The sequence below is a fragment of the Xanthobacter nonsaccharivorans genome, assembly GCF_043194755.2.
GTDB lineage: Bacteria > Pseudomonadota > Alphaproteobacteria > Rhizobiales > Xanthobacteraceae > Xanthobacter > Xanthobacter autotrophicus_G.
Map to the genome: position 1 here is coordinate 1,726,405 of NZ_CM195526.1, position 20,599 is coordinate 1,747,003.

Below are 20,599 nucleotides of genomic sequence, written 5' to 3' on the forward strand. Positions count from 1 at the left end.
TTGCCCTCCCCCAAGGGAACGCAGATCGTAGGCATTACTCCAGGCCGGATGCAACCTGCGCACGAGAGAGCACCTCCAGCACGTCGCACCCGGCGAAAATCAGATCGCCCACCCCGGCCGCCGTCAGCGCGTCCATGTCCGCCGGCTTGCCGGCCAGCCAGACGGCGGTGGCGCCGGCCGTCTTCAACGCCCCGGCCGCCGCCGCGCCCTCGGTGCCGTAGATCTCGTCCGACGAGACGAGGCAGGCGAAGGGCGTGCCGGATGCCTTGAAGGCGGAGATGAGCGCGTCGAGGTCGGCGAAGCCATCGGGCACGGCGGCTGTGATGCCGCCGGCCTCGAAGAAATTCTTGGCGAACGTCGCCCGCGCCGTGAAGGCCGCCACTGGGCCGAGCGCGGCGAGGAACACGGCCGGCGCCTTCCGCGCCGCCTCGGCCTTGTCGCGCAGGGCCTCGAAGGTTTCCGAGATGCGGTAGGGCGCCAGCGCGCCGTCCGCCACCGGGGCGGCCTCGGCGGCGAGGGGGCTGAGCACCTCCGGCGCCTCCTGCACCAGGATGGGGAATTCCGAGGTGCCGGTGATGGGGGCCTTGCGGGTGGCGACATCCTTGTCGCGCTTCGCCTTCACCTCGGCGATCTCGGCCTTCAGCCAGCGGTCCTCCAGCACGTCGGCCATGCCGCCGCGCGTCTCGATGGTGCGGAACAGGTCCCAGGCCTTCGCGGCGAGGCCGTCCGTGTGCGCCTCCACGGCGCCGGCGCCGGCGCCGGGATCGGCCACGCGGTGGACGTTGCTCTCCTCCAGCAGCATCACCTGCGTGTTGCGGGCGAGGCGGCGGGCGAAGGCGTCCGGCAGGCCCAGCGCCTGGGTGAAGGGCAGCACGGTGACGCTGTCCGCCCCGCCGACGCCGGCCGCGAAGGCGGCCACCGTATTGCGCAGCAGGTTCACATAAGGGTCGCGGCGGGTGAGCGAGCGCCAGGCGGTGGTGGCGTGCACCTTCAGCGCGGTCTCGGGCAGGCCGCACTCGCGCTGCACCGCGCCCCACAGGAGGCGGATGGCGCGGAACTTGGCGATGGTGGCGGTCTGGTTCACGTCCGCCACCAGCGCCGCCTCGATGCGGCCCGCCGCCTCGGCGAGGGGGATGCCCGCCTCCGCATAGGCCTTGAGGTAGGCGACCATGGTGGCGAGCACCGCCGCCAGCTCCTGCGCGTCCGAGGCGCCGGCGGCATGGAACACCGCCCCGTCCGCCCGCGCGAAGGGGCCGGCGAAGCCGCGCGCGGCGAGGATGGCCGAGGTCTCGGCGAAGCGCTTGGCCAGCAGCGGCCAGGCCATGGGCAGGGTGCCATGGGCGGCGAAGTCGCCCAGCGGGTTGAGGCCGAAGGAGGCGGCAATCCCCTTGGGATCGAAGCCCCGCGCCTCCACATGGTCGGCGAAGGCGAGGACATCCTCGCGCCCCTGGAAGTTGCCGCTCTCGATGCGCGTCTCGATGAGGTCGAGGAGCACGTCCTTCAGCACCACGCCGAGATCGGCGCCGTCCGGCAGGCCGAAGCCGTAGGCCGAGGGGGCGGAGGCATAGACGAGGGCGAGGCCCGAAGCGCCGCCGTCCAGGTCCTCCAGCGCCTGGGCATGGGCGGCGGCAAGGTCGCCCTGGTCCACCCGCATGCTGATGACCCAAGGCGCCCCCGCCGGCCGGCCGGCCACGAGGGGGGCATGCGCCTTGCGCTCGGGCAGGGCGTCGAGGGCAAGGCCCTCATAGGTGCGGGTCACGAGCTTCTTGTCGTAGGGCGCGCCCTTCAGCACGCTTTCCACCAGCTTCAGCCAGTCGGCGCGGGTGACGGGGGGGAGGCCAGTGGCGAAGGGCAGGGCGGTTGCGTCGGTCATGTCAGGACCTCCGAAGGGAAAAGGGGGCTCGCGTCCCGGCCGACCGGAGCGGAGCAAAGCGGAGCGGAGAGCCGGGATCCTGCGCACAAATGCGCCGAAGGCGGCTCAATCCGCGCGGGCGGAACGAGAGTGTCCGCTGCGCGGGAGTCTTGCGCTGGGCCCCGGATCGGCGCTCCGGCTGCGCCGTCGCTTGTCTGGGGCACGCAGTGGCGGCGTTTGTCATCACCGCCCCTCCCGTGCCGCCAGCGCGCGCTCGGCGTCGAGCATGTAGTCGCGCAGCACCGGCACGTCGTCGCGCTTCTCGGAAAGGAGCAGCTGGAACACCATGTTGGAGCCGTGCAGGAAGCCCAGCTCCACGGCGGCGAGATAGAATTCCCACATGCGGCCGAAGCGCTCGCCCATCATGGCGTCCACTTCCGCGCGGCGGGCCATGAAGTTCCGCCGCCAGGCGCGGATGGTCCAGTAATAGTGCAGGCGCAGCACCTCGCAGTCGTCCACCCACAGGTGCGTGCGCTCGGTGGAGGCGAACACCTCGGAGAGCGCCGGCACGTAGCCGCCGGGGAAGATGTACTTGCGGATGAAGGGCGCCGTGGTGCCGGGCGGCGACATGCGGCCGATGGCATGCACCAGCGCGAAGCCGCCCTCGTCCAGCAAATTGCGGACGGTGGTGAAGTAATCGTCGAAGTGGGAGACGCCCACATGCTCCATCATGCCGATGGAGACCACGCGGTCGAACTTGCCCTGAAGGTGGCGGTAGTCCACCTCCTTGAAGTCGATGCGGTCGATCACGCCGGCCGCCTCGGCAAGACGCCGGCTCTCGGCCAGCTGCTCGGGCGAGACGTTGATGGCGGTGACCTGCGCGCCGCATTCCTTCGCCATGTAGATGGCGAGCCCGCCCCAGCCGGAGCCGATCTCCGCCACCCGCATGCCGGGGGTGATCTTCAGCTTGGCGGCGATGTGGCGGAACTTGTTGCGTTGGGCGTCGGCGAGCGGCTCGTCGGGATGGGTGAAATAGGCGCAGGAATACGCCATCGTCTCGTCCAGCCACAGCCGGTAGAAGGCGGCCGGATGGTCGTAGTGGGAGGAGACGTTCTCCTTCGCCTTGTTGACCGGGTTCGCCTGCTGGAACCGCCGCACCGAGCGCCACGCCTTGCGCAGCGCCTGCTGCACCGGGTGGGAGCCGAGGCCCTTGCGATTCACCGAGAAGAGGTTGAGCAGCTCGAACGCGCCGGCCCCGTCCTCGAAGGAGAGGCGGCCGTCCATATAGGCCTCCGCCGCCACCAGCTCCGGATTGAAGAACAGGTCGCGCTCCAGCTTCTTGTCATGCATGCGCACGGTGACGGACGGCCCGTCCTTGCCGGAGCCGAAGACGTGGCGCTGCCCGTCGACGGTGAGGACCGTGAGCTGGCCCTTCTCCACGAAGCGGCTCAGGAGGTGGGAGAGGAGGCGCATGCGGAGCTCACGGTTCGTTTGAGGTATCGACCCAAAGACGTCGACCGCCCTCGGTGTCAACCCATGTGGGCCCTTCCCGCCGCTTCGGAGCCTTCGTGGCGGGACGCGACGTGGGATGGAGCTGCGGGGGCGTGCTGCGAAATTTCAAGCAGAATATCGCGATGGCGGCTTGAATGATGAGGAAAAGCGGGAAGGCTAGCAGTATGGCAAAGACGGCGATTGTGTCCCGTGGATCGCGAGCCGAGCTAAATACGGCCGCGAAGCCGATAAGGCCAATCGGTAAGGCGAAATTGATCGCCACAAGCGAGACAAGGCTGCGTCCGAATCTGAAGCCTGCATCTGCGAGGCGTGCCGCTGAGAAGAAGAGATAAAAAAATGGGCCGTAAAGTAAAACAGGCTCCCAATATGCAAAGTATTGTGGCGTAGGGCCCGGTGCTACAGATATCAGCGGCACGATCCCCAACAGTGCGGCGAACAACGGCGCAGTCAACGCGATCCCATACGCCACGACGAACACGCCGTACGCCCTGCGCCCCATCCTGAGCCCGCGAGCCATCGCCCCGTCCCCGGCCGCGCGAAATGCGGCGCGGCTTCCGCCCCCTCTAGGTAGCCCCTCAAGGCCAAAGGGAACAGCCCGCGCCGCACTCATCACGCGAATTCCAGGATCACCGCATCCACGGCGAGGCTGTCGCCGGCCTTGGCGTGGACCGCCTTGATCATGCCGTCGCGCTCGGCGCGCAGCACGTTCTCCATCTTCATGGCTTCCACGATGGCGAGGATCTCGCCGTTCTTCACCTCCTGGCCGGGCACCACCGCGATGGAGACCACCAGCCCCGGCATGGGGCACAGCAGCTCCTTGCCGCCGCCGGCGTTCTCCTTCTTCGGCATCAGCGCCGCCAGCGAGGCGGACAGCTCGGTGTAGACCCGCGCCCGGGTGGAGATGCCGCGGTGGGCCAGCACATAGCCGTTGGGGATGGTGCGCACCTGCACCGCCACCTGGTCGGCATCGATGGTGCCGGACCACACCACGTCGCCGGGCTTCCATGAGGAGCGCAGCAGATGGGTGTGGCCGGGCGTGCCGTCGGTGCCGAAGATCTGCACCTTGAAGCCGCCGTCCACCGCTTCCACCTCGCAGGGGGTGGAGAGCGTCTCCTCGGCGGCGGAGAGCTGCACGATGCGGCGCTTGGCGATGTTCCAGGTGACGCCCGAGGTCTGGCCGGAGATCTGCCGCTTGCGGGTGTTCTGGATGTGGTCGATCACCGCCGCCACGGCGGAGAGATAGTGCACCAGCTCGCCCTCGGGGGCGCGGGCGTGGAAGCCGTCCGGATATTCCTCGGCGATGAAGCCGGTGGAGAGGTTGCCCGACTGCCAGCGCTTGTGCGCCATGAGGGCGGACAGGAAGGGGATGTTGTGGCCGATGCCGTCGATGGCGAAGGCGTCCAGCGCATCCGCCTGGGCCTCGATGGCCATGGCGCGGGTGGGGGCGTGGGTCACCAGCTTGGCGATCATGGGATCGTAGAAGATGGAGATCTCGCCGCCCTCATAGACGCCGGTGTCGTTGCGCACGGTGATGGGGCCGTCCTTGCCTTCCGCCGGCGGGCGGTAGCGCACCAGGCGGCCGGTGGAGGGCAGGAAGTTGCGGTAGGGGTCTTCCGCATAGATGCGGCTTTCCACCGCCCAGCCGGTGAGCTTCACGTCCTCCTGGGTGATGGAGAGGGGCTCGCCGGCGGCGACGCGGATCATCTGCTCCACCAGGTCGATGCCGGTGATGAGCTCGGTGACCGGATGCTCCACCTGGAGGCGGGTGTTCATCTCCAGGAAGTAGAAGCTCTTGTCCTGGCCGGCGACGAACTCCACCGTGCCGGCGCTGTCGTAGCCCACCGCCTTGGCGAGGGCGACGGCCTGCTCGCCCATCTTCTTGCGGGTGGCCTCGTCCAGCAGCGGGGAGGGGGCCTCCTCGACGACCTTCTGGTTGCGGCGCTGGATGGAGCACTCGCGCTCGCCGAGGTAGATGACGTTGCCGTGCTTGTCGCCCAGCACCTGGATCTCGATGTGGCGCGGGTCGACGATGAACTTCTCCACGAACACGCGGTCATCGCCGAAGGAGGACTTGGCCTCGCTCTTGGCGCGGTCGAAGCCGTCCTGCACCTCGTCGCGGGAATAGGCGATGCGCATGCCCTTGCCGCCGCCGCCGGCGGAGGCCTTGATCATCACCGGATAGCCGATCTCGTCGGCGATCTTCGCGGCTTCCGTCCCGTTCTCCAGCACGCCGAGATAGCCGGGCACGGTGGAGACCTTGGCGGCGGCGGCCGCCTTCTTGGATTCGATCTTGTCGCCCATGGCCTCGATGGCATGGGGGTTCGGACCGATGAAGACGATGCCGTGCTCGGCGAGCAGCTTGGGGAAGGAGGCGCGCTCGGACAGGAAGCCGTAGCCGGGATGCACCGCCTCGGCGCCGGTCAGCTTGCAGGCCTCCACGATCTTCTCGGCGATGAGGTAGGACTGGGCGGCGGCCGGCGGGCCGATATGCACCGCCTCGTCCGCCATCTCCACGTGGAGGGCGTCCTTGTCGGCGTCCGAATAGACGGCGACGGTCTTGATGCCCATCTTGCGCGCCGTCTTGATGACGCGGCAGGCGATCTCACCCCGGTTCGCGATCAGGATCTTGGTGAACATGGTGTTCGTTCCTTTGCGCCAGCGGCGCGAATAATCTCGGATCGGATCCTTGCGCGATGCGCCCTCGGGCCTTTTGCGCCGTCATGCCCCGGCTCGTCCGGGACATGACGGCGGTTCAAAGGTGGGCAGCAGCTTTCGGGACCCAGGCGGCCTTCCCTTTGCCCCAGCCTCACACCGGCATGTTGTCGTGCTTGCGCGGGGGCTGCTCCAGCTTCTTGGTGCGCAGCATGGCGAGCGCGCGGGCGAGGCGCCGGCGGGTGGAGTGGGGCATGATCACCTCGTCCACATAGCCGCGCTCCGCCGCCACGAAGGGCGAGAGGAAGCGCTTCTCGTAATTCTGGGTCTGGGCGGCGATCTTGTCCGGGTCGCCCATGTCGGCGCGGAAGATGATCTCCACCGCGCCCTTGGCGCCCATCACCGCGATCTGCGCGGTGGGCCAGGCGTAGTTCACGTCGGCGCCCACGTGCTTGGAGGCCATCACGTCATAGGCGCCGCCGAACGCCTTGCGGGTGATGACGGTGACCAGAGGCACGGTGGCCTGCGAATAGGCGAACAGCAGCTTGGCGCCGTGCTTGATGAGGCCGCCGTATTCCTGCGCGGTGCCGGGCAGGAAGCCGGGCACGTCCACGAAGGTCACGATGGGGATCTCGAAGGCGTCGCAGAAGCGCACGAAGCGGGCCGCCTTGCGGGAGGCGTCGCTGTCGAGCACGCCGGCCAGCACCATGGGCTGGTTGGCGACGAAGCCCACCGTGCGCCCCTCGATGCGGCCGAAGCCGGTGACCATGTTCTTGGCGTAGGCCGCCTGGATCTCGAAGAAGTCGCCCTCGTCCACGACCTTCAGGATCAGCTCCTTGATGTCGTAGGGCTTGTTCGGGTTGTCCGGGACCAGCGTGTCGAGGCTCTCGTCGATCCGCGCGGGATCGTCGAAGGAGGGCCACTCGGGCACGCCCTCCTGGTTGTTGGCGGGCAGGAAGTCGATGAGGCGCCGCGTCTCCAGCAGCATCTCCACGTCGTTCTCATAGGAGCCGTCGGCCACCGAGGACTTGGAGGTGTGCACCTTGGCGCCGCCCAGCTCCTCGGCGGTGACGGTCTCGTTCGTGACCGTCTTCACCACGTCGGGGCCGGTAACGAACATGTAGGAGGTATCCCGTACCATGAAGATGAAATCCGTCATGGCAGGGGAGTAGACGTCGCCGCCGGCGCACGGCCCCATGATCAGCGAGATCTGCGGAATGACGCCCGAGGCGATGACATTCCGCTTGAAGACCTCGCCGTAACCACCCAGCGCCGCGACACCTTCCTGGATTCGCGCGCCGCCGGCGTCGAACAGGCCGATGATGGGCGCGCGGGTCTTCAGCGCCATGTCCTGGATCTTGGTGATCTTGCGCGCGTGCTCCTCGGAGAGGGAGCCGCCGAACACCGTGAAGTCCTTGGCGAAGACGAACACCTTGCGGCCGTTCACCGTGCCCCAGCCGGTCACCACGCCGTCGCCGGGCACCTTCTGCTCGGCCATGCCGAAGTCCACGCAGCGGTGCTGCACGAAGGTGTCGTATTCCTCGAACGTGCCGCGGTCGAGCAGCAGCTCGATGCGCTCGCGGGCGGTGAGCTTGCCGCGGGCATGCTGTGCCGCGATGCGCTTCTCGCCGCCGCCGAGGCGGGCGACGTTGCGCCGGCTCTCGAGCTCTTCGAGGATGTCCTTCATGCGGTGCGCCCCTCTGTTCGGGTATCTGTTGCAAGGCAGTGTAACGGCCGGTGGCGCGAAGGAAAGCGCGCCGACCGCGCTTCCCTTCGCCGTGCCGGCCCGGGGCCGATACGCCGGAGCGCGGTGGGCTGCCCTCCAGCCCCGGGATGGAGAACGCGGTGTCCGCGCCGCTTGCGATGCAGGCGGCGCGGCGCGCGCTCCAGTGCCCTGACCGGATGTGCCGGTCTGCTCGCTAGCAGGGCGAGGGCGGCATTTGAATATGTAAAAGTTCTGTGTTGTAATTTGTGAATTCTTCACAATCGCGAAGTCGCCGCTCCGGCGCGGCGGTGGCGGTACGGGGGCGGGGCGATCATGCGCCAGAAGGTCTATGCCGGCCACGCGGTGCGGCGGCTGCGGGAGAAGCTGGGGCTGAAGCAGAGCGAACTGGCGCAGCGCCTGTCGGTCTCGCCGTCCTACATCAACCAGATCGAGAGCAACCAGCGCCCGCTCACCGCCTCCATCCTCATCGCCATCTCCCGCACCTTCGCGGTGGACATCACCTCCTTCGGCGCGGAGGACCTCGACCGGCTGGTGGCGGACCTGCGGGAGGTGGCGGCGGACCCCTTCTTCGGCGACCTGGAGCTGGGCCTGCAGGATGCCAAGGCCATCGCCAACCTCTCGCCGGCCTTCGCCCATGCCTTCCTGCGCATGCATGTCGCGCTGCAACGCAACACGGAATGGCGCGCCTCCCTCGACGACATGCTCACCGCCGGCGTGGCGCCGGGTGCGGACGAGGCGAAGCTGATCCCCTACGAGGAGGTGCGCGACTTCTTCCACTACATTGACAATTACGTGGATAGCCTTGATCACGCAGCGGAAACCGCTGCGGCGTCACTCGGCATCCTGGACGACGCGGATCCGGTGGCGGCGCTGGCGGCCCATTTGTCGCGACGCCACAACGTGCAGGTGGAGGTGGGCCGGCCGGACCCGGACGCTCCCCTCTCCCGCTTCGATCCGCGGACGCGGCGCCTCGTGCTCTCGGGGGTGCTGCCGGCGCCGACGCGGGCCTTCCGCATCGCCGCCACCATCGCCCAGCTGGAGCATGCGGACCTGGTGGAGGAGACGGTGGCCGCCGGCGCCTTCCGCAGCCGGACGGCGGCGGAGATCTGCCGCCTCGCCTTGCAGAATTATTTCGCCGGGGCCCTGCTCCTGCCCTACCGGCGGTTCCTCGACCTCGCCCGCAAGCTGCGGCACGACATCGACCGGCTGGTGCTGGAGACGGGGGCGAGCCTGGAGCAGGTGTGCCACCGCCTCTCCACCTTGCAGCGGCCGGGGGCGAAGGGGGTGCCCTTCTATTTCGCCAAGGTGGACCGGGCCGGCAACATCACCAAGCGGCATTCGGCCACGCGCTTCCAGTTCGCCCGCCACGGCGGCGCCTGCGCCGCCTGGAACGTGCACGAGGCGTTCGAGATGGGCGGGCGCACCCTGGTGCAGGTGGGCGAGATGCCGGACGGGGTGCGCTACATCTGCCTGGCGCGCGCGGTCATCACCCCCAGCCTGCGCCACGGCCAGCCGGCGCGGGCGTTTGCCTTCGGCCTCGGCTGCGAGGTCTCCTTCGCCCACGACATCGTCTATGCGGACGGGCTGGACCTGAAGGCGGCGCCGGTGGCCAAGCTCGGCGTGTCCTGCCGCATCTGCCCCCGCCGCGACTGCGACCTGCGCGCCTTCCCGCCGCTGGACCGGGAAATTCGCATCGACGGGAACGTTCGGGACATTCAGCCGTTCACCATCACTTGACGCAATGTTGCCGCGCCTGCGCTGTCGAAACGCCGCGCCTTGGCACATGAAACGCCACGACGCGGGGAGTAGAGTGCGGCATCGACTCGGCGTCGAGTCGAATGGGAGTGATCCATGAGGGTACTCAGACTGGGCGGCTGGGTTGCCGGCCTGGTGATGGCGGGAATGGTCTCCGCGCAGGCGGCGCCCGGCTACTCCACGGCGAATGTGAATATCCGGACCGGTCCGGATACGGAATTTCCGAGCTTGGGCGTCATCCCGGATGGCTCGCCCCTGGATATCCAGGGCTGCCTCCAGGACGAGTCCTGGTGCGATGTGATCTGGCAGGACTATCGCGGCTGGGTCTACAGCGAATATCTCGGCTTCGAGCAGCAGGGCCGCACCGCGGTGATCCCGGATTGGGGTCTGGCGGCGGTGGGCGTGCCGGTGGTGGCCTTCGCCGCCTCGCAATACTGGAACACGTATTACGTGAACCGGCCATTTTATGTGAACCAGCCGTGGTATGCCGATCGCTACCGCTGGGAAGCCTACCAGCCGCGGCCGCGTCCCGGCTGGTATCCGCCCCCGCCCGGCCCGCGTCAGCCCGGCTGGTGGCGCAGCGGCTACGTGTCCCCTCCCGGGATGCAGCCGCCGCCCCCCGCGCCGCCGCCCCCGCCTCCCGGCTGGGGCCGGCCCGGCTATCCCGGATATAACGGTGGCGGCCAGCCCGGCTATCCTGGCGGCCCCGGCCGTCCCGGTTATCCCGGCGGTCCCGGTCAGCCTGGTCAGCCCGGCTATCCCGGTGGTCCCGGCCAACCTGGTCAGCCCGGCTACCCCGGTGGTCCCGGCCAGCCTGGTCAGCCCGGCTATCCCGGTGGTCCCGGTCAGCCTGGTCAGCCCGGCTACCCCGGCGGTCCCGGCCAGCCTGGTCAGCCTGGTTATCCCGGCGGTCCGGGTCAGCCTGGTCAGCCTGGTTATCCCGGTGGTCCCGGTCAGCCCGGCGGTCCTGGTCAGCCTGGCGGTCCGGGTCGTCCTGGCCAGCCCGGCACGGTTCCGGGTCAGCCCGGGGTTCCTCCCGGCCAGCCCGGTCAGCCCGGTGGTCCGGGTCGTCCCGGTCAGCCCGGCACGGTTCCGGGGCAGCCTGGGGTTCCTCCCGGCCAGCCCGGTCAGCCCGGTGGTCCGGGTCGCCCTGGCCAGCCCGGCACGGTTCCGGGTCAGCCCGGGGTTCCTCCCGGCCAGCCGGGTCAGCCCGGCGGTCCGGGTCGTCCCGGCCAGCCCGGCACGGTTCCGGGTCAGCCCGGGGTTCCTCCCGGTCAACCGGGTCAGCCCGGCGGTCGCCTGACGCCGCAGGAGCGGCAGCAGCAGTTGCTTCAGCAGCGCCAGCAGCAGCTGCAGCAGCGGGAGCAGCAGTTCCAGCAGCGTCAGCAGAACCAGATGCAGCAGCAACAGCAGCGCCAGCAGGAGATCCAGCAACAGCGCCAGCAGCAGATGCAGCAGAACCAGCAGCGTCAGCAGGAGCAGCGTCAGCAGCAACAGCAGCGCCAGCAGGAGCTTCAGCAACAGCGTCAGCAGCAGCAGCAACAGTTGCAGCAGCAGCGCCAGCAGCAGCAACAGCGCCAGCAGGAGATGCGGCAACAGCAGCAGCAGCGTCAGCAGCAACAGCTGGAGAACCGCCAGCAACAGCAGCAGCAACGCCAGCAGCAGTTGCAGCAGCAGCGCCAGCAGCCGCAGGGGCAGCAGCAGCAACAGCGCCCGCAGCAGGGTGGTGGCCGCAACTGCAACGGGCAGGAGTGCCCGCCGCCGCAGCGCTGAGAAACCGGAGCCCGGCCCCTGTGGCCGGGCTCCTTCTTTTGCCTGCCGTCCTCCGTCTCGGGAGGCCGGCGACGGCACCCGGCCATCGACGGAACGGCCGCGCCGGGCTATGGGCAGGCGCATGTCTCGTCCCGCTCTCCCCCGCCCCGTGTTCCGCTTCGCCCCCTCGCCCACGGGGCTGATCCACGTGGGCAATGCCCGCACCGCGCTCCTCAATGCGCTTCTCGCCCGGCGGGCCGGCGGCAGCTTCATCCTGCGCTTCGACGATACGGACGCCGCCCGCTCCCGCACCGAATATGCCGATGCCATCGCCGCGGACCTCGCGTGGCTCGGCATCCCGCCCGACCTCACCGTCCGCCAGTCCGACCGCCTCGCCGACTACGGGGCGGCGGCCGAGCGGCTGAAGGCGGCGGGTCGCCTCTATCCCGCCTACGAGACCGAGGAGGAGCTGGAGCTGAAGCGCCGGCTGCAGCGCGCCCGCGGCCTGCCGCCGGTCTATGATCGCGCCGCGCTCGCCCTGACCGATGCCGACCGCGCCCGCCTTGAGGCCGAGGGCCGGGCTCCTCACTGGCGCTTCCGCCTCGCCCACCGCATCGTGACCTGGGACGACGGGGTGCGCGGGCCGCAGCACGTGGACACGGCGAACCTTTCCGATCCCGTGCTGGTGCGCGCCGACGGCAGCTACCTCTACACCCTGCCCTCGGTGGTGGATGACATCGCTCTCGGCGTGACCGACGTGGTGCGCGGCGAGGACCACGTGACCAACACCGCCGTGCAGATCGAGCTGTTCGAGGCGCTGGGCGGGCCGGTGCCGCGCTTCGCCCACCACAATCTCATCATCCTGCCGAGCGGCGAGGGGCTCTCGAAGCGCCTCGGCCATCTCTCCGTCTCCGCCCTGCGGGAGGCCGGGGAGGAGCCGCTGGCGGTGGCCGCCGCCGCCGTGCTGGTGGGCACCTCCCATGCGGTGGAGGCGGTGGAAAGCCTCGAGGCGCTCATGGAGAAGGTGGCGCTTCCGGCCATCTCCCGCGCGCCGGCGCGGTTCGATCCGGAGGACCTGTCCCTCCTCACCGCGCGCACGCTGCACATGATGCCCTATGCCGCCGCCGCCCCGCGGCTCGAAGCCCTGGGCATCGGTGGCGGGGCGGCGTTCTGGAGCGCCGTGCGCGGCAACCTCTCGCGCTTCGCCGAGGCGCAGGAATGGTGGCAGGTGGCGGCGACACCCCGCGCCGGGCTGCTCGCCGAGGAGGACCGCGCCTTCCTCGCCGAAGCCGCCACCCTGCTGCCGGCCGAGCCATGGGACGGCGCGACCTATCCGGCCTGGATCAAGGCAGTGAAGGCGGCCAGCGGGCGGGCGGGCAAGGCCCTGTTCCACCCCCTGCGCCGCGCCCTCACGGGCCGCGACACGGGCCCGGAGCTGGCAGCCCTGCTGCGGCTGATGGGTCGGGCGCGGGTGGCCGGGCGGCTCGGCGGCGCCGAGGCCTGAGGGGGACGGCAGGCGCTTTCCGCGCGTCATCCCCCCGCGCCGTCCTCCGGGACGGGGGAGGCTTTGCTGCCCTGCGCGCCTCGGCGACGGGCGCAGCGGCTATTGCCGGCTTCGCCGCTTTTCCCCCGGACCCTAGCCCTGCGCTCCGGCGGCGCCGCCGTTCGTCCGTGGAACGGGGAGGGGCTCTTTCCCCCTGTTTGCCTTGGCGAGCGGCGAGCCGGGGGCTCAGCGCTCAAGTGCGCCTGAAGCGCCTCTCGCAGAGCGCGTGGCCGGACCTCGCCGGCTTCGCTGATTTTCCCGCACCCGGCCCTGCGCTCCGGCTGCGCCGCTGTTTGTCCGGGGAACGGGGAGGGGTTCTCTCCCCCACCGTCTTGCCCCGGCGATTGGCGAGCCGGGGCTCAGCGCTCAAGTGCGCCCAAGGTGGCTCTCGCGGAGCGCCTGGCCGGAGATCGCCGGTTTCGCCACTTTTCTCCCGTTCCCCGGCTCTGAGTCCCGGCTGCGCCGCCGCTTGTCCGAGAACGGGGAGGGGTTCTCTCCCCCACCGTCTTGCCCCGGCGGCTGGAGAGCCGGGACTCGGCGCTCAAGTTCACCTGAGGCGCCTCTCGCGGAGCGCGTGGCCGGACCTCGCCGGCTTCGCTGATTTTCCCCCGGACCCCGCGGCCCTGCGCTCCGGCTATGCCGCCGCTTGTCCGAGAACGGGGAGGAGTTCTCTCCCGCACCGTCTTGTCCCGGCGATTGGCGAGCCGGGACTCGGCGCTCAAGTTCGCCCAAGGCGACTCTCGCGGAGCGCGTGGCCAGGCCTCGCCGGCTTCGTGGATTTCCCTCGCACCCCGGCCCTGCGCTCCGGCTGCGCCGCTGTTTGTCCGGGGGAACGGGGGCTCGCCGCCGTTCGCCCCGGGCCTGTTCGGAAGTCGGCTGGTGCCGGCCCCCGCCAGAGGAAACGAAGCGCGGCGACAGCCGGAGTGTCGGGGACCCACCCTGCGGCCGGGCCGGCGCGTGGTCGTCCCGCGCACCGGCAGGTTGGCGTGGAGGCCCCGGACCCGCCGGGGCGACGGCCCCGCCCGGCCCCACACCTGCGTTTCCCGGCCGACCGAGGCGACCAGCGAAAGGCGAGCCGGGGGCCAGTGCAAGATGTGGCCGGACAAGATGTCGCCGCAGGTGGCCGTGTCCGGGAGGGAGGGGACCTCCTCCGCCGCGCAGGCCTCGGCAAGGAGCGCCCCCCGGATATGCCGGCTTCGCCGGTTTTCTCCGGGGCCCCGGCTTGTTTTCCCCGGCGCCACGCCCGCGGGACCAGCCCCGAAATGAAAAAGGGGGCCTTCCGGCCCCCTTGATCCTCACATCCTGTCGGAGGTGCTTATTGCGGCTTCAGCCAGGAGAAGAGCGAAGATGGCTCCTTCGGCGCGTTCTGCAGCTGCGCGACCACGACCATCTTCTTGATCTCGCCCCGCTTGAAGGCGGTCAGGAACTTCTCGTAGTCCTTGAACGAGACGCAGCCGTTGGAATCGCCGCGCGGGCCCAGCATGTAGGTGTGGGCGAGGATGCCCGCCCGGCCGTACATCTTGCCCGGGCCGACCGGATTCATGCGGATGGCTTCCACGCCGTGGAACAAGGCCTCGCGCATGGTGAGCGAATAGACGTTCGGCGGGGTGGGGCCGATCATCCGGCGGTGCACCTGCTTGGGGTCGTCGAACATCTCGCCATAGCCGGAGTGGGCCTCCAGCTTCGAGCCGTCGGGCATGTAAACCATCTTGCCCTTGATGTCGTAGAGCGCATAGCCGCTGCCCGGGGTGGGCAGGGCCACCTCTTCCGGGTCAGTCGTCGGGCCGGGGCCGGCGGGGGCGGGCGTGTCGGCCAGCGGATTGGTCGGGTCGGGCAGGGCGGCGTAGGACAGGCGCTGCTCGCGCGACAGCGGATTGCGCTGGGGCAGGGGCGCGCCGCCCTGGTCGGCATCGGCCAGGGCCTTCAGGCTGTCGACGCCGTTCTGGCCGCGGCCGGCGAACAGCGGATTGGCCTGCGGCAGGGGCACGCTGCGGGCGATCTTCACGGTGGCCGCCGCATCGGCGGGCCCGGGCACCACGGTAGCGCTCGCGAGCGACACGCCGCTGATGCCCTCGCTGGTGAGGAAGATGCGGTAGATGCTGATTTCGAGCGCGCCGGAAGGGGCGACGCGGGCGGTCTCGGTCACGTCCATGCCGGCGGAAGCCAGCGCGAGGGGACGCGGCGCGGGGGAGGAGGCGACGGCCTGCGGCGCGCTGACGCCGAACGCGAAGGAGCCCTTCGCAGCCCAGAGGGCGCCGGCTGCCAGCAGCAGGCCCACGCCGATGCCGGCGCCGATGCCGAGGAGGGCGCTGTGGTGCGACACGCGCGAACGGCCCTCCGGATCCATCGAGCCGAAGGGGGCGTCGTCGTACACCTCCTCTTCAGTAATCCGGTGCGTGTGATCCATGGTCCCCGCTATTCGATCCGCCGGTCGTATCCGGCCTCGCTCATGCATTGCAGGGCCCTCGTCCAATGGGCCAAACGATTCACGAGGTGCGGCAACCACCGCGCCCGAACCGCCGGCCATTTGATCGCTGAGCCCGCGCGAAGGTGTCCCGAAAGGACGCCGCACGTGCCCGCCAGCCCCACAAACCTGCCGAAACCTGGTAACTTTTCCCTTTACGTCCGACGCTTGAGCCACCGGCCCGAACCGCGGCCAAACCGCCCGTCCGGGATGGCGAACCCCTTACTCCGGCCTTCTGCCAGGCCCTTCGGCCGCGCTTGCGCACCCGCCTTGAGGGTCCTTAGGCCAGATCACAACGGCGAGAAAATGGCCGTCACGACTCTGCGAGGTTAGCAGCCCGATACTGTCTTGGCGAGCCCTTGGCTTGACGCTGCGGAAATGAAAAGGCCGCGCCGCAGCGGAGCACGCTGCGGCGCGGCATGTGTTTCAGCTGATTGAAGGATCAGCGCAGGACGGGCATCACGAACTCGGCGCCGGTGCGCACGCCCTGGGGCCAGCGGGCGGTGGTGGTCTTCAGGCGCGTATAGAAACCAACGCCCTCCAGCCCGTACACGTTCCGGTCCCCGAAGATGGACCGCTTCCACCCGCCGAACGAGTGGTAGGCGATCGGAACCGGGATCGGCACGTTGATGCCCACCATGCCGGCCACCACGCCATAGTCGAAGGCGCGGGCGGCGGCGCCGTCCTGGGTGAAGATGGCGGCGCCGTTGCCATACTCGTGGTCGTTCACCAGCTTCAGGGCCTCGTCGAACGTGTCGGTGCGCAGCACGGAGAGGACGGGTCCGAAGATCTCCTCCTTGTAGATGCGCATGTCCGGCGTCACGTGGTCGAACAGGCAGCCGCCGATGAAATAGCCGTTCTCATGGCCCTGGAGCTTCAGGCCGCGGCCGTCCACCACCAGCTTCGCGCCTTCCTCGACGCCGAGGTCCACATAGCCGGAGACCTTGGCCAGGTGCTCGCGGGTGACGAGGGGGCCCATCTCGCTGTCCGGGTCGTTGCCGGGGCCGACGCGCAGCGCCTGCACCCGCGGCACCAGCTTCTCCATCAGCGCGTCGCCGACGCCGCCCACCGCCACCGCCACCGAGACCGCCATGCAGCGCTCGCCGGCGGAGCCGTAGCCGGCGCCCATCAGGGCGTCCACGGTCTTGTCGAGGTCGGCGTCGGGCATGACCACGAGGTGATTCTTGGCGCCGCACAGGGCCTGGGCGCGCTTCCCGTGGGCGGCGGCCGTCCGGTAGATGTACTCGCCCACCGCCGTGGAGCCGACGAAGCTCACCGCCGCCACCTTCGGATGGGTGAGGAGGGCGTCCACCGCCGGCTTGCCGCCCTGCACCACGTTGAACACGCCGGCGGGCAGGCCCGCCTCGGCCAGAAGGTCGGCGAGGCGCAGGGAGGCGGAGGGGTCCTTCTCCGAAGGCTTGAGCACGAAGGTGTTGCCGGTGGCGAGCGCCATAGGGATCATCCACAGCGGCACCATGGCCGGGAAGTTGAACGGCGTGATGCCCACGCACACGCCCACCGGATGGCGCATGGAGAAGGTGTCGATGCCCCGGCCCACCTGGTCGGAGAACTCGCCCTTCAAAAGGTGCGGGATGCCGCAGGCGAACTCCACCACCTCGATGCCGCGGACGATCTCGCCCTTGGCGTCCTCCACCGTCTTGCCGTGCTCGCTGGTGATGAGGGCCGCGAGCTGATCGAGGTTCCGCTCGAGCAGGTCCTTGAACTTGAACATCACCCGCGCCCGCGCCGGGGCGGGGGTGGCGGCCCAGGCCGGCAAGGCGGCGGCCGCGGCGGCCACCGCCTCGTCCACCCGGCTGCCGTCGGCGAGAATCACGCGGCCGGATTCCTCCCCGGTGGCGGGGTTGAACACCGGGGCTGAGGTCTCCGCGGCTGATGCCGTCGAAAGATGCCGGCCGGCGATGTAGTGGCCGATGCTTGTCATGGCTGCCTCCCAGGGTCGGGCGGGCGGGGGCATCGTGCTGATGCCGAAGCTGGACCGAGCCGCGCCGAACGTATCGAACGTCGCGAAAGAAGCTCTGGAAGATGCGCGGATCAATGCCTAAGAAAGCGTACTTGTTCTGCGTAAAAAGGCATCTGGCATGAATTGGGACCACGCCCGCATTTTCCTCGCCGTGGCGCGCGCCGGGCAGATGCTCGCGGCCGCCCGGAACCTCGGGCTCGACCATGCCACCGTCACCCGCCGCCTCACCGCGCTGGAGGAGGACCTGGGGGCGAAAGTCTTTGCCCGCCGGCCTTCCGGCTGCACCCTGACGGCGGTGGGGGAGCTGTTCCTGCCCATCGCCGAGCGCATGGAAAGCGAGATGCTGCGCGCCCAGACCCTGCTCAAGGACGCCGACCTGCGCCTCGAGGGCACCGTGCGCATCGGCGCGCCGGATGCCTTCGGCACCTATTTCCTCGCCCCGCGCCTGCCGTACCTGGCCGAGCGGCATCCGGGCCTTGTTTTTCAACTGGTTCCGCTGCCCCGCACCTTCTCCCTGTCGAAGCGGGAGGCGGACCTGGCGGTGATCCTCGACCGGCCGCAGGAGGGGCGGCTCTTCTCCCGCAAGCTCACCGACTATGCCCTGGGCGTCTACGCCTCCCGCGATTATCTGGCCCGGACCGGACCGGTGGAGACGACCGCCGACCTCGCCGACCGCACCCTCGTGACCTATGTGCAGGACCTCGCCTACTCCGCCGGCCTCGACTACATGGAAGCCCTTGCGGAGCATGCCGGCCGGCGCTTTGAATGCGCCAGCGCGGTGGGCCAGCTGGAGGCGGTGCGGGCCGGCGGCGGGGTCGGTATCCTGCACGAATACGCGGCCGCGCAGCAGCCGGAACTGGTGCGCATCCTCCCCGACATTCGGTTCCAGCGCACCTATTGGCTGGTGGTGCATGCGGACATGCGGGACCTGCGGCGCATCGCCGAGACCGAGCGCTTCATCGTGGACGAGGTGAAGGCCGCCCGCGCCAGCTTCAACGGGTGAGCGTCAGCCGGCCGCGCCGGCGACGATGTCCTTCACCACCGGCGCCACCCCCGCCCGGAATGAGCGCACCGCGTCGCGCACGATGGGGCCGAGGTCTTCCGGCGTCGCGGTGCCGTACACGTAGCGGCGGATGGCGAGGTAGAAGATGCGTCCGTGCAGGCCCCAGAACAGCTCGGCTTCCCGCTCGCTCACCGGCACCGTCTCGGGCGGCGGCAGCTTCAGCTCGGCACGCAGCTCGGCGCAGGCGGGAAGGATGATCTCGTCGCGGACGATGGCGAGGTAGCGGCTGGTGATGTCGAACGACTTGAGGCCGGAGAAGGCGAAGATCCGGACCCAGTGATAGTCGAACACCCGCTCCACATATTCCAAATAAAATTGGGTCAGCCGCTCTTCCAGCGGCCGTGAGCGGTCGGTGACGAGCGGGGCCCAGCTCGCCTGCCAGCGGCTGAGATAGACGTGCTCGTACACGCGCTCGATGAGCGCTTCCTTGCTCGGGATGTAGCGGTAGATGGCGGAATGGGTGATTCCCATGCGCTTCGCCAGCTCGCGCGTCTGCCCCTCGAAGCCGTGCTCGGCGAAGAAGCGCACCGCCTCCTCGATGATGGCCTGCTCGCGGTCGGCCGCGCGCATGTGGCGCCGGCGCGGCCGGGCGGCCGGATCGCCGGCGGTCGGTTCGGTCGGCGCGGCCGCATCCGGTTGTGTCGGGGCCCTGGAGCGCGTCGTCTGCATCCCGCCTGCGATAGCGCAACCCGCCTTCCGGACCAAGGCCCGCGTGCGCCCGGGCGGGGCCGGGAGCGGGCAAGTGCCGGCAAGAAGAAAAGCTATATATGATCGTATATATCGATAGAGAATGCTGCAAAACCAGCCTCTTCCGGCGATGCAGCAAGATCTTTGGCAGATTTGCGCGCAATAGCCGTTGACAGGCGGGATCCTCCTGGATCATGTTGTGACCAAGTGGTCACAAATATGAAGCCACGCTCACCGGGAGGATCCACGTGAAAGCCCGCGCTTTCGCCTATGCCCGTCCGCGCACGCTGCAAGAGGCCCATGCCGCCTTTGCCGACGCGGAAGGGGATGCGAGCTACATTTCCGGGGGGCAAAGCCTCGTGCCGGCGCTGGCCATGCGCCTGCAGGCGCCGCAGGTGCTCATCGATCTCGGCGGCATCGCGGAGCTGCGCGGCGTGGGCCTTGAGGGCGGGGTGCTGCGCATCGGCGCGCTGACCCGCCATGCCGAGACGCTGACCGATCCGCTGATCCGCGCCCACGCCCCGCTGCTCACCGCGGCCGCGCCCTTCGTGGCGCATCCTGCCATCCGCAATCGCGGTACGGTGGGGGGAAGTGTCGCGCTGGCGGATCCGGCCTCCGAATTTCCCGCCATGATGCTGGCCATGGGCGCGGAGATGGAAATCTCCGGTCCCGAAGGTCTGCGCCGCGTTCCGGCGGATGAATACTTCCAGGATCTTTACCAGACCGCCATCGAGCCGGGCGAGATCCTTGTGGCGCTTCATGTGCCCGCCGCCGGACCGAACCATGTCTGCGCCTTCGAGGAGATGGCCCGCCGCCGCGGCGACTATGCCATGGTGGGCGGCGGCATCCTCGCTGAGCGGGCGGGCGACGCTCTTGTCTCCATCCGCATTGCCCTCTTCTCGGTCGGCCCGACCCCCGTTCGCGCCCGAAGCGCCGAGGCCGCGCTGATCGGGCAGGTCCTCGATGCGGGCACCATCGCCGCGGCACAGGGCGCCCTTGAGGCCGACATCGACCCCCTCGACGACGAGGAGGTGCCTGCCGCCATGCGCCGCCACCTCGCCCGCGTGCTGCTGGGCCGCCTGCTGCGCAAGCTGGAGATCGCCGGATGAACATGATGGCCCACGGCGCGGTGCCGCTCTCCCTCACCGTCAATGGCGCCGCGGTCAGCCGCATGGTGGCGCCGCGCCTGACGCTCGCCGATTTCCTGCGCACCGAGTTGGAGCTGACCGCCACCCATCTGGGCTGCGAGATGGGCGCGTGTGGCGCCTGCCTCGTGCTGCTGGACGGCGTGCCGGTGCATTCCTGCCTCGTGTTCGCCGTGCAGGTGGAAGGCCAGGCGGTGGAGACCGTGGAGGGCCTCGTGGCGCGGGGGGCGCTGACCCGGCTTCAGGAGGCGTTCCATGGGCGCAACGCCCTCCAGTGCGGCTTCTGCACCCCCGGCATGCTGGTGAATGCGCACGCGCTGATCGAACGGGGCGGCGTGCCGGACCGGGAGGAGATCCGCGACGCCATCTCCGGCAACTACTGCCGCTGCACCGGCTATGAGGCCATCGTGGATGCCATCGCGCTGGCGGCGCGCGCGGCGAACGGGGAGGCGGCCAAGTGAACGCGC

16 protein-coding genes and 1 pseudogene are annotated in these 20,599 nt (G+C 69.6%); 9 read left to right on the forward strand and 8 right to left on the reverse strand.

Translation table 11 applies throughout. The annotated features are described in order from the left end of the window. Window positions 1-34 precede the first annotated feature (34 nt). The 5 genes from V5F59_RS07910 to V5F59_RS07930 all read right to left on the reverse strand — a co-directional run bounded on the left by V5F59_RS07910 (window position 35) and on the right by V5F59_RS07930 (window position 7,703). Window positions 35-1,873 carry a methylmalonyl-CoA mutase subunit beta gene (locus V5F59_RS07910; RefSeq protein ID WP_393982103.1) on the reverse strand — a complete coding sequence of 613 codons (1,839 nt, stop codon included), beginning with the start codon at window positions 1,871-1,873 and terminating at the stop codon, window positions 35-37. A 222-nt stretch (window positions 1,874-2,095) separates the two neighbouring features. Beyond that, window positions 2,096-3,325: a class I SAM-dependent methyltransferase gene (locus tag V5F59_RS07915; RefSeq protein WP_393982102.1), complete on the reverse strand. Its 1,230-nt coding sequence runs from the start codon at window positions 3,323-3,325 to the stop codon at window positions 2,096-2,098. Window positions 3,326-3,332: 7 nt separating this feature from the next. Beyond that, complete coding sequence (locus V5F59_RS07920) at window positions 3,333-3,881, reverse strand: hypothetical protein (RefSeq protein ID WP_393982101.1); 549 nt, start codon at window positions 3,879-3,881, stop codon at window positions 3,333-3,335. Between the two features lie 92 nt (window positions 3,882-3,973). Further along, entirely contained in the window at window positions 3,974-6,001 is a 2,028-nt protein-coding gene (locus tag V5F59_RS07925; protein WP_393982100.1) for an acetyl-CoA carboxylase biotin carboxylase subunit, read from the reverse strand. A gap of 169 nt (window positions 6,002-6,170) precedes the next feature. Then, window positions 6,171-7,703: an acyl-CoA carboxylase subunit beta gene (locus V5F59_RS07930; protein ID WP_393982099.1), complete on the reverse strand. Its 1,533-nt coding sequence runs from the start codon at window positions 7,701-7,703 to the stop codon at window positions 6,171-6,173. A 351-nt stretch (window positions 7,704-8,054) separates the two neighbouring features. Between V5F59_RS07930 and V5F59_RS07935 the strand changes: the two genes are divergently transcribed. The 5 genes and pseudogenes from V5F59_RS07935 to V5F59_RS07955 all read left to right on the forward strand — a co-directional run bounded on the left by V5F59_RS07935 (window position 8,055) and on the right by V5F59_RS07955 (window position 12,753). Next, on the forward strand, window positions 8,055-9,479 hold the full coding sequence (locus V5F59_RS07935; RefSeq protein ID WP_393982098.1) for a helix-turn-helix domain-containing protein: 1,425 nt from the start codon (window positions 8,055-8,057) through the stop codon (window positions 9,477-9,479). A gap of 165 nt (window positions 9,480-9,644) precedes the next feature. After that, window positions 9,645-9,779, forward strand: a pseudogene (locus V5F59_RS07940) (SH3 domain-containing protein); the annotation flags it as partial. 394 nt (window positions 9,780-10,173) lie between these two features. Next, window positions 10,174-10,800, forward strand: a complete 627-nt coding sequence (locus V5F59_RS07945; RefSeq protein ID WP_393982131.1) for a hypothetical protein — start codon at window positions 10,174-10,176, stop codon at window positions 10,798-10,800. Between the two features lie 23 nt (window positions 10,801-10,823). Beyond that, window positions 10,824-11,270 carry a hypothetical protein gene (locus V5F59_RS07950; RefSeq protein ID WP_393982130.1) on the forward strand — a complete coding sequence of 149 codons (447 nt, stop codon included), beginning with the start codon at window positions 10,824-10,826 and terminating at the stop codon, window positions 11,268-11,270. Between the two features lie 121 nt (window positions 11,271-11,391). Then, window positions 11,392-12,753 carry a glutamate--tRNA ligase gene (locus V5F59_RS07955; RefSeq protein WP_393982097.1) on the forward strand — a complete coding sequence of 454 codons (1,362 nt, stop codon included), beginning with the start codon at window positions 11,392-11,394 and terminating at the stop codon, window positions 12,751-12,753. A gap of 1,354 nt (window positions 12,754-14,107) precedes the next feature. Here V5F59_RS07955 and V5F59_RS07960 read toward each other — a convergent pair. Both V5F59_RS07960 and V5F59_RS07965 read right to left on the reverse strand, forming a co-directional pair. Continuing rightward, window positions 14,108-15,199, reverse strand: a complete 1,092-nt coding sequence (locus V5F59_RS07960) for a DUF2778 domain-containing protein (protein WP_393982096.1) — start codon at window positions 15,197-15,199, stop codon at window positions 14,108-14,110. A gap of 499 nt (window positions 15,200-15,698) precedes the next feature. Next, complete coding sequence (locus V5F59_RS07965; protein ID WP_393982095.1) at window positions 15,699-17,198, reverse strand: CoA-acylating methylmalonate-semialdehyde dehydrogenase; 1,500 nt, start codon at window positions 17,196-17,198, stop codon at window positions 15,699-15,701. On the opposite strand from V5F59_RS07965, the gene V5F59_RS07970 reads away from it, so the two are divergent. After that, window positions 17,197-17,319 (forward strand): hypothetical protein, encoded by a 123-nt coding sequence (locus V5F59_RS07970; protein ID WP_393982094.1) that lies wholly within the window; start codon window positions 17,197-17,199, stop codon window positions 17,317-17,319. The two genes, V5F59_RS07965 and V5F59_RS07970, sit on opposite strands and share 2 nt — an antisense overlap. 36 nt (window positions 17,320-17,355) lie before the next feature. Continuing rightward, complete coding sequence (locus V5F59_RS07975) at window positions 17,356-18,240, forward strand: LysR family transcriptional regulator (protein ID WP_393982093.1); 885 nt, start codon at window positions 17,356-17,358, stop codon at window positions 18,238-18,240. A 3-nt stretch (window positions 18,241-18,243) separates the two neighbouring features. On the opposite strand, the gene V5F59_RS07980 is transcribed toward V5F59_RS07975, so the two are convergent. Continuing rightward, on the reverse strand, window positions 18,244-18,870 hold the full coding sequence (locus V5F59_RS07980) for a TetR/AcrR family transcriptional regulator (RefSeq protein ID WP_393982092.1): 627 nt from the start codon (window positions 18,868-18,870) through the stop codon (window positions 18,244-18,246). Between the two features lie 365 nt (window positions 18,871-19,235). Here V5F59_RS07980 and V5F59_RS07985 point away from each other — a divergent pair, with 365 nt between their 5' ends. Further along, window positions 19,236-20,096 carry an FAD binding domain-containing protein gene (locus V5F59_RS07985; protein ID WP_393982091.1) on the forward strand — a complete coding sequence of 287 codons (861 nt, stop codon included), beginning with the start codon at window positions 19,236-19,238 and terminating at the stop codon, window positions 20,094-20,096. After that, window positions 20,093-20,593: a (2Fe-2S)-binding protein gene (locus V5F59_RS07990; protein WP_393982090.1), complete on the forward strand. Its 501-nt coding sequence runs from the start codon at window positions 20,093-20,095 to the stop codon at window positions 20,591-20,593. Before V5F59_RS07985 ends, V5F59_RS07990 begins: the two co-directional genes overlap by 4 nt. The last annotated feature ends 6 nt before the right edge of the window (window positions 20,594-20,599 follow it).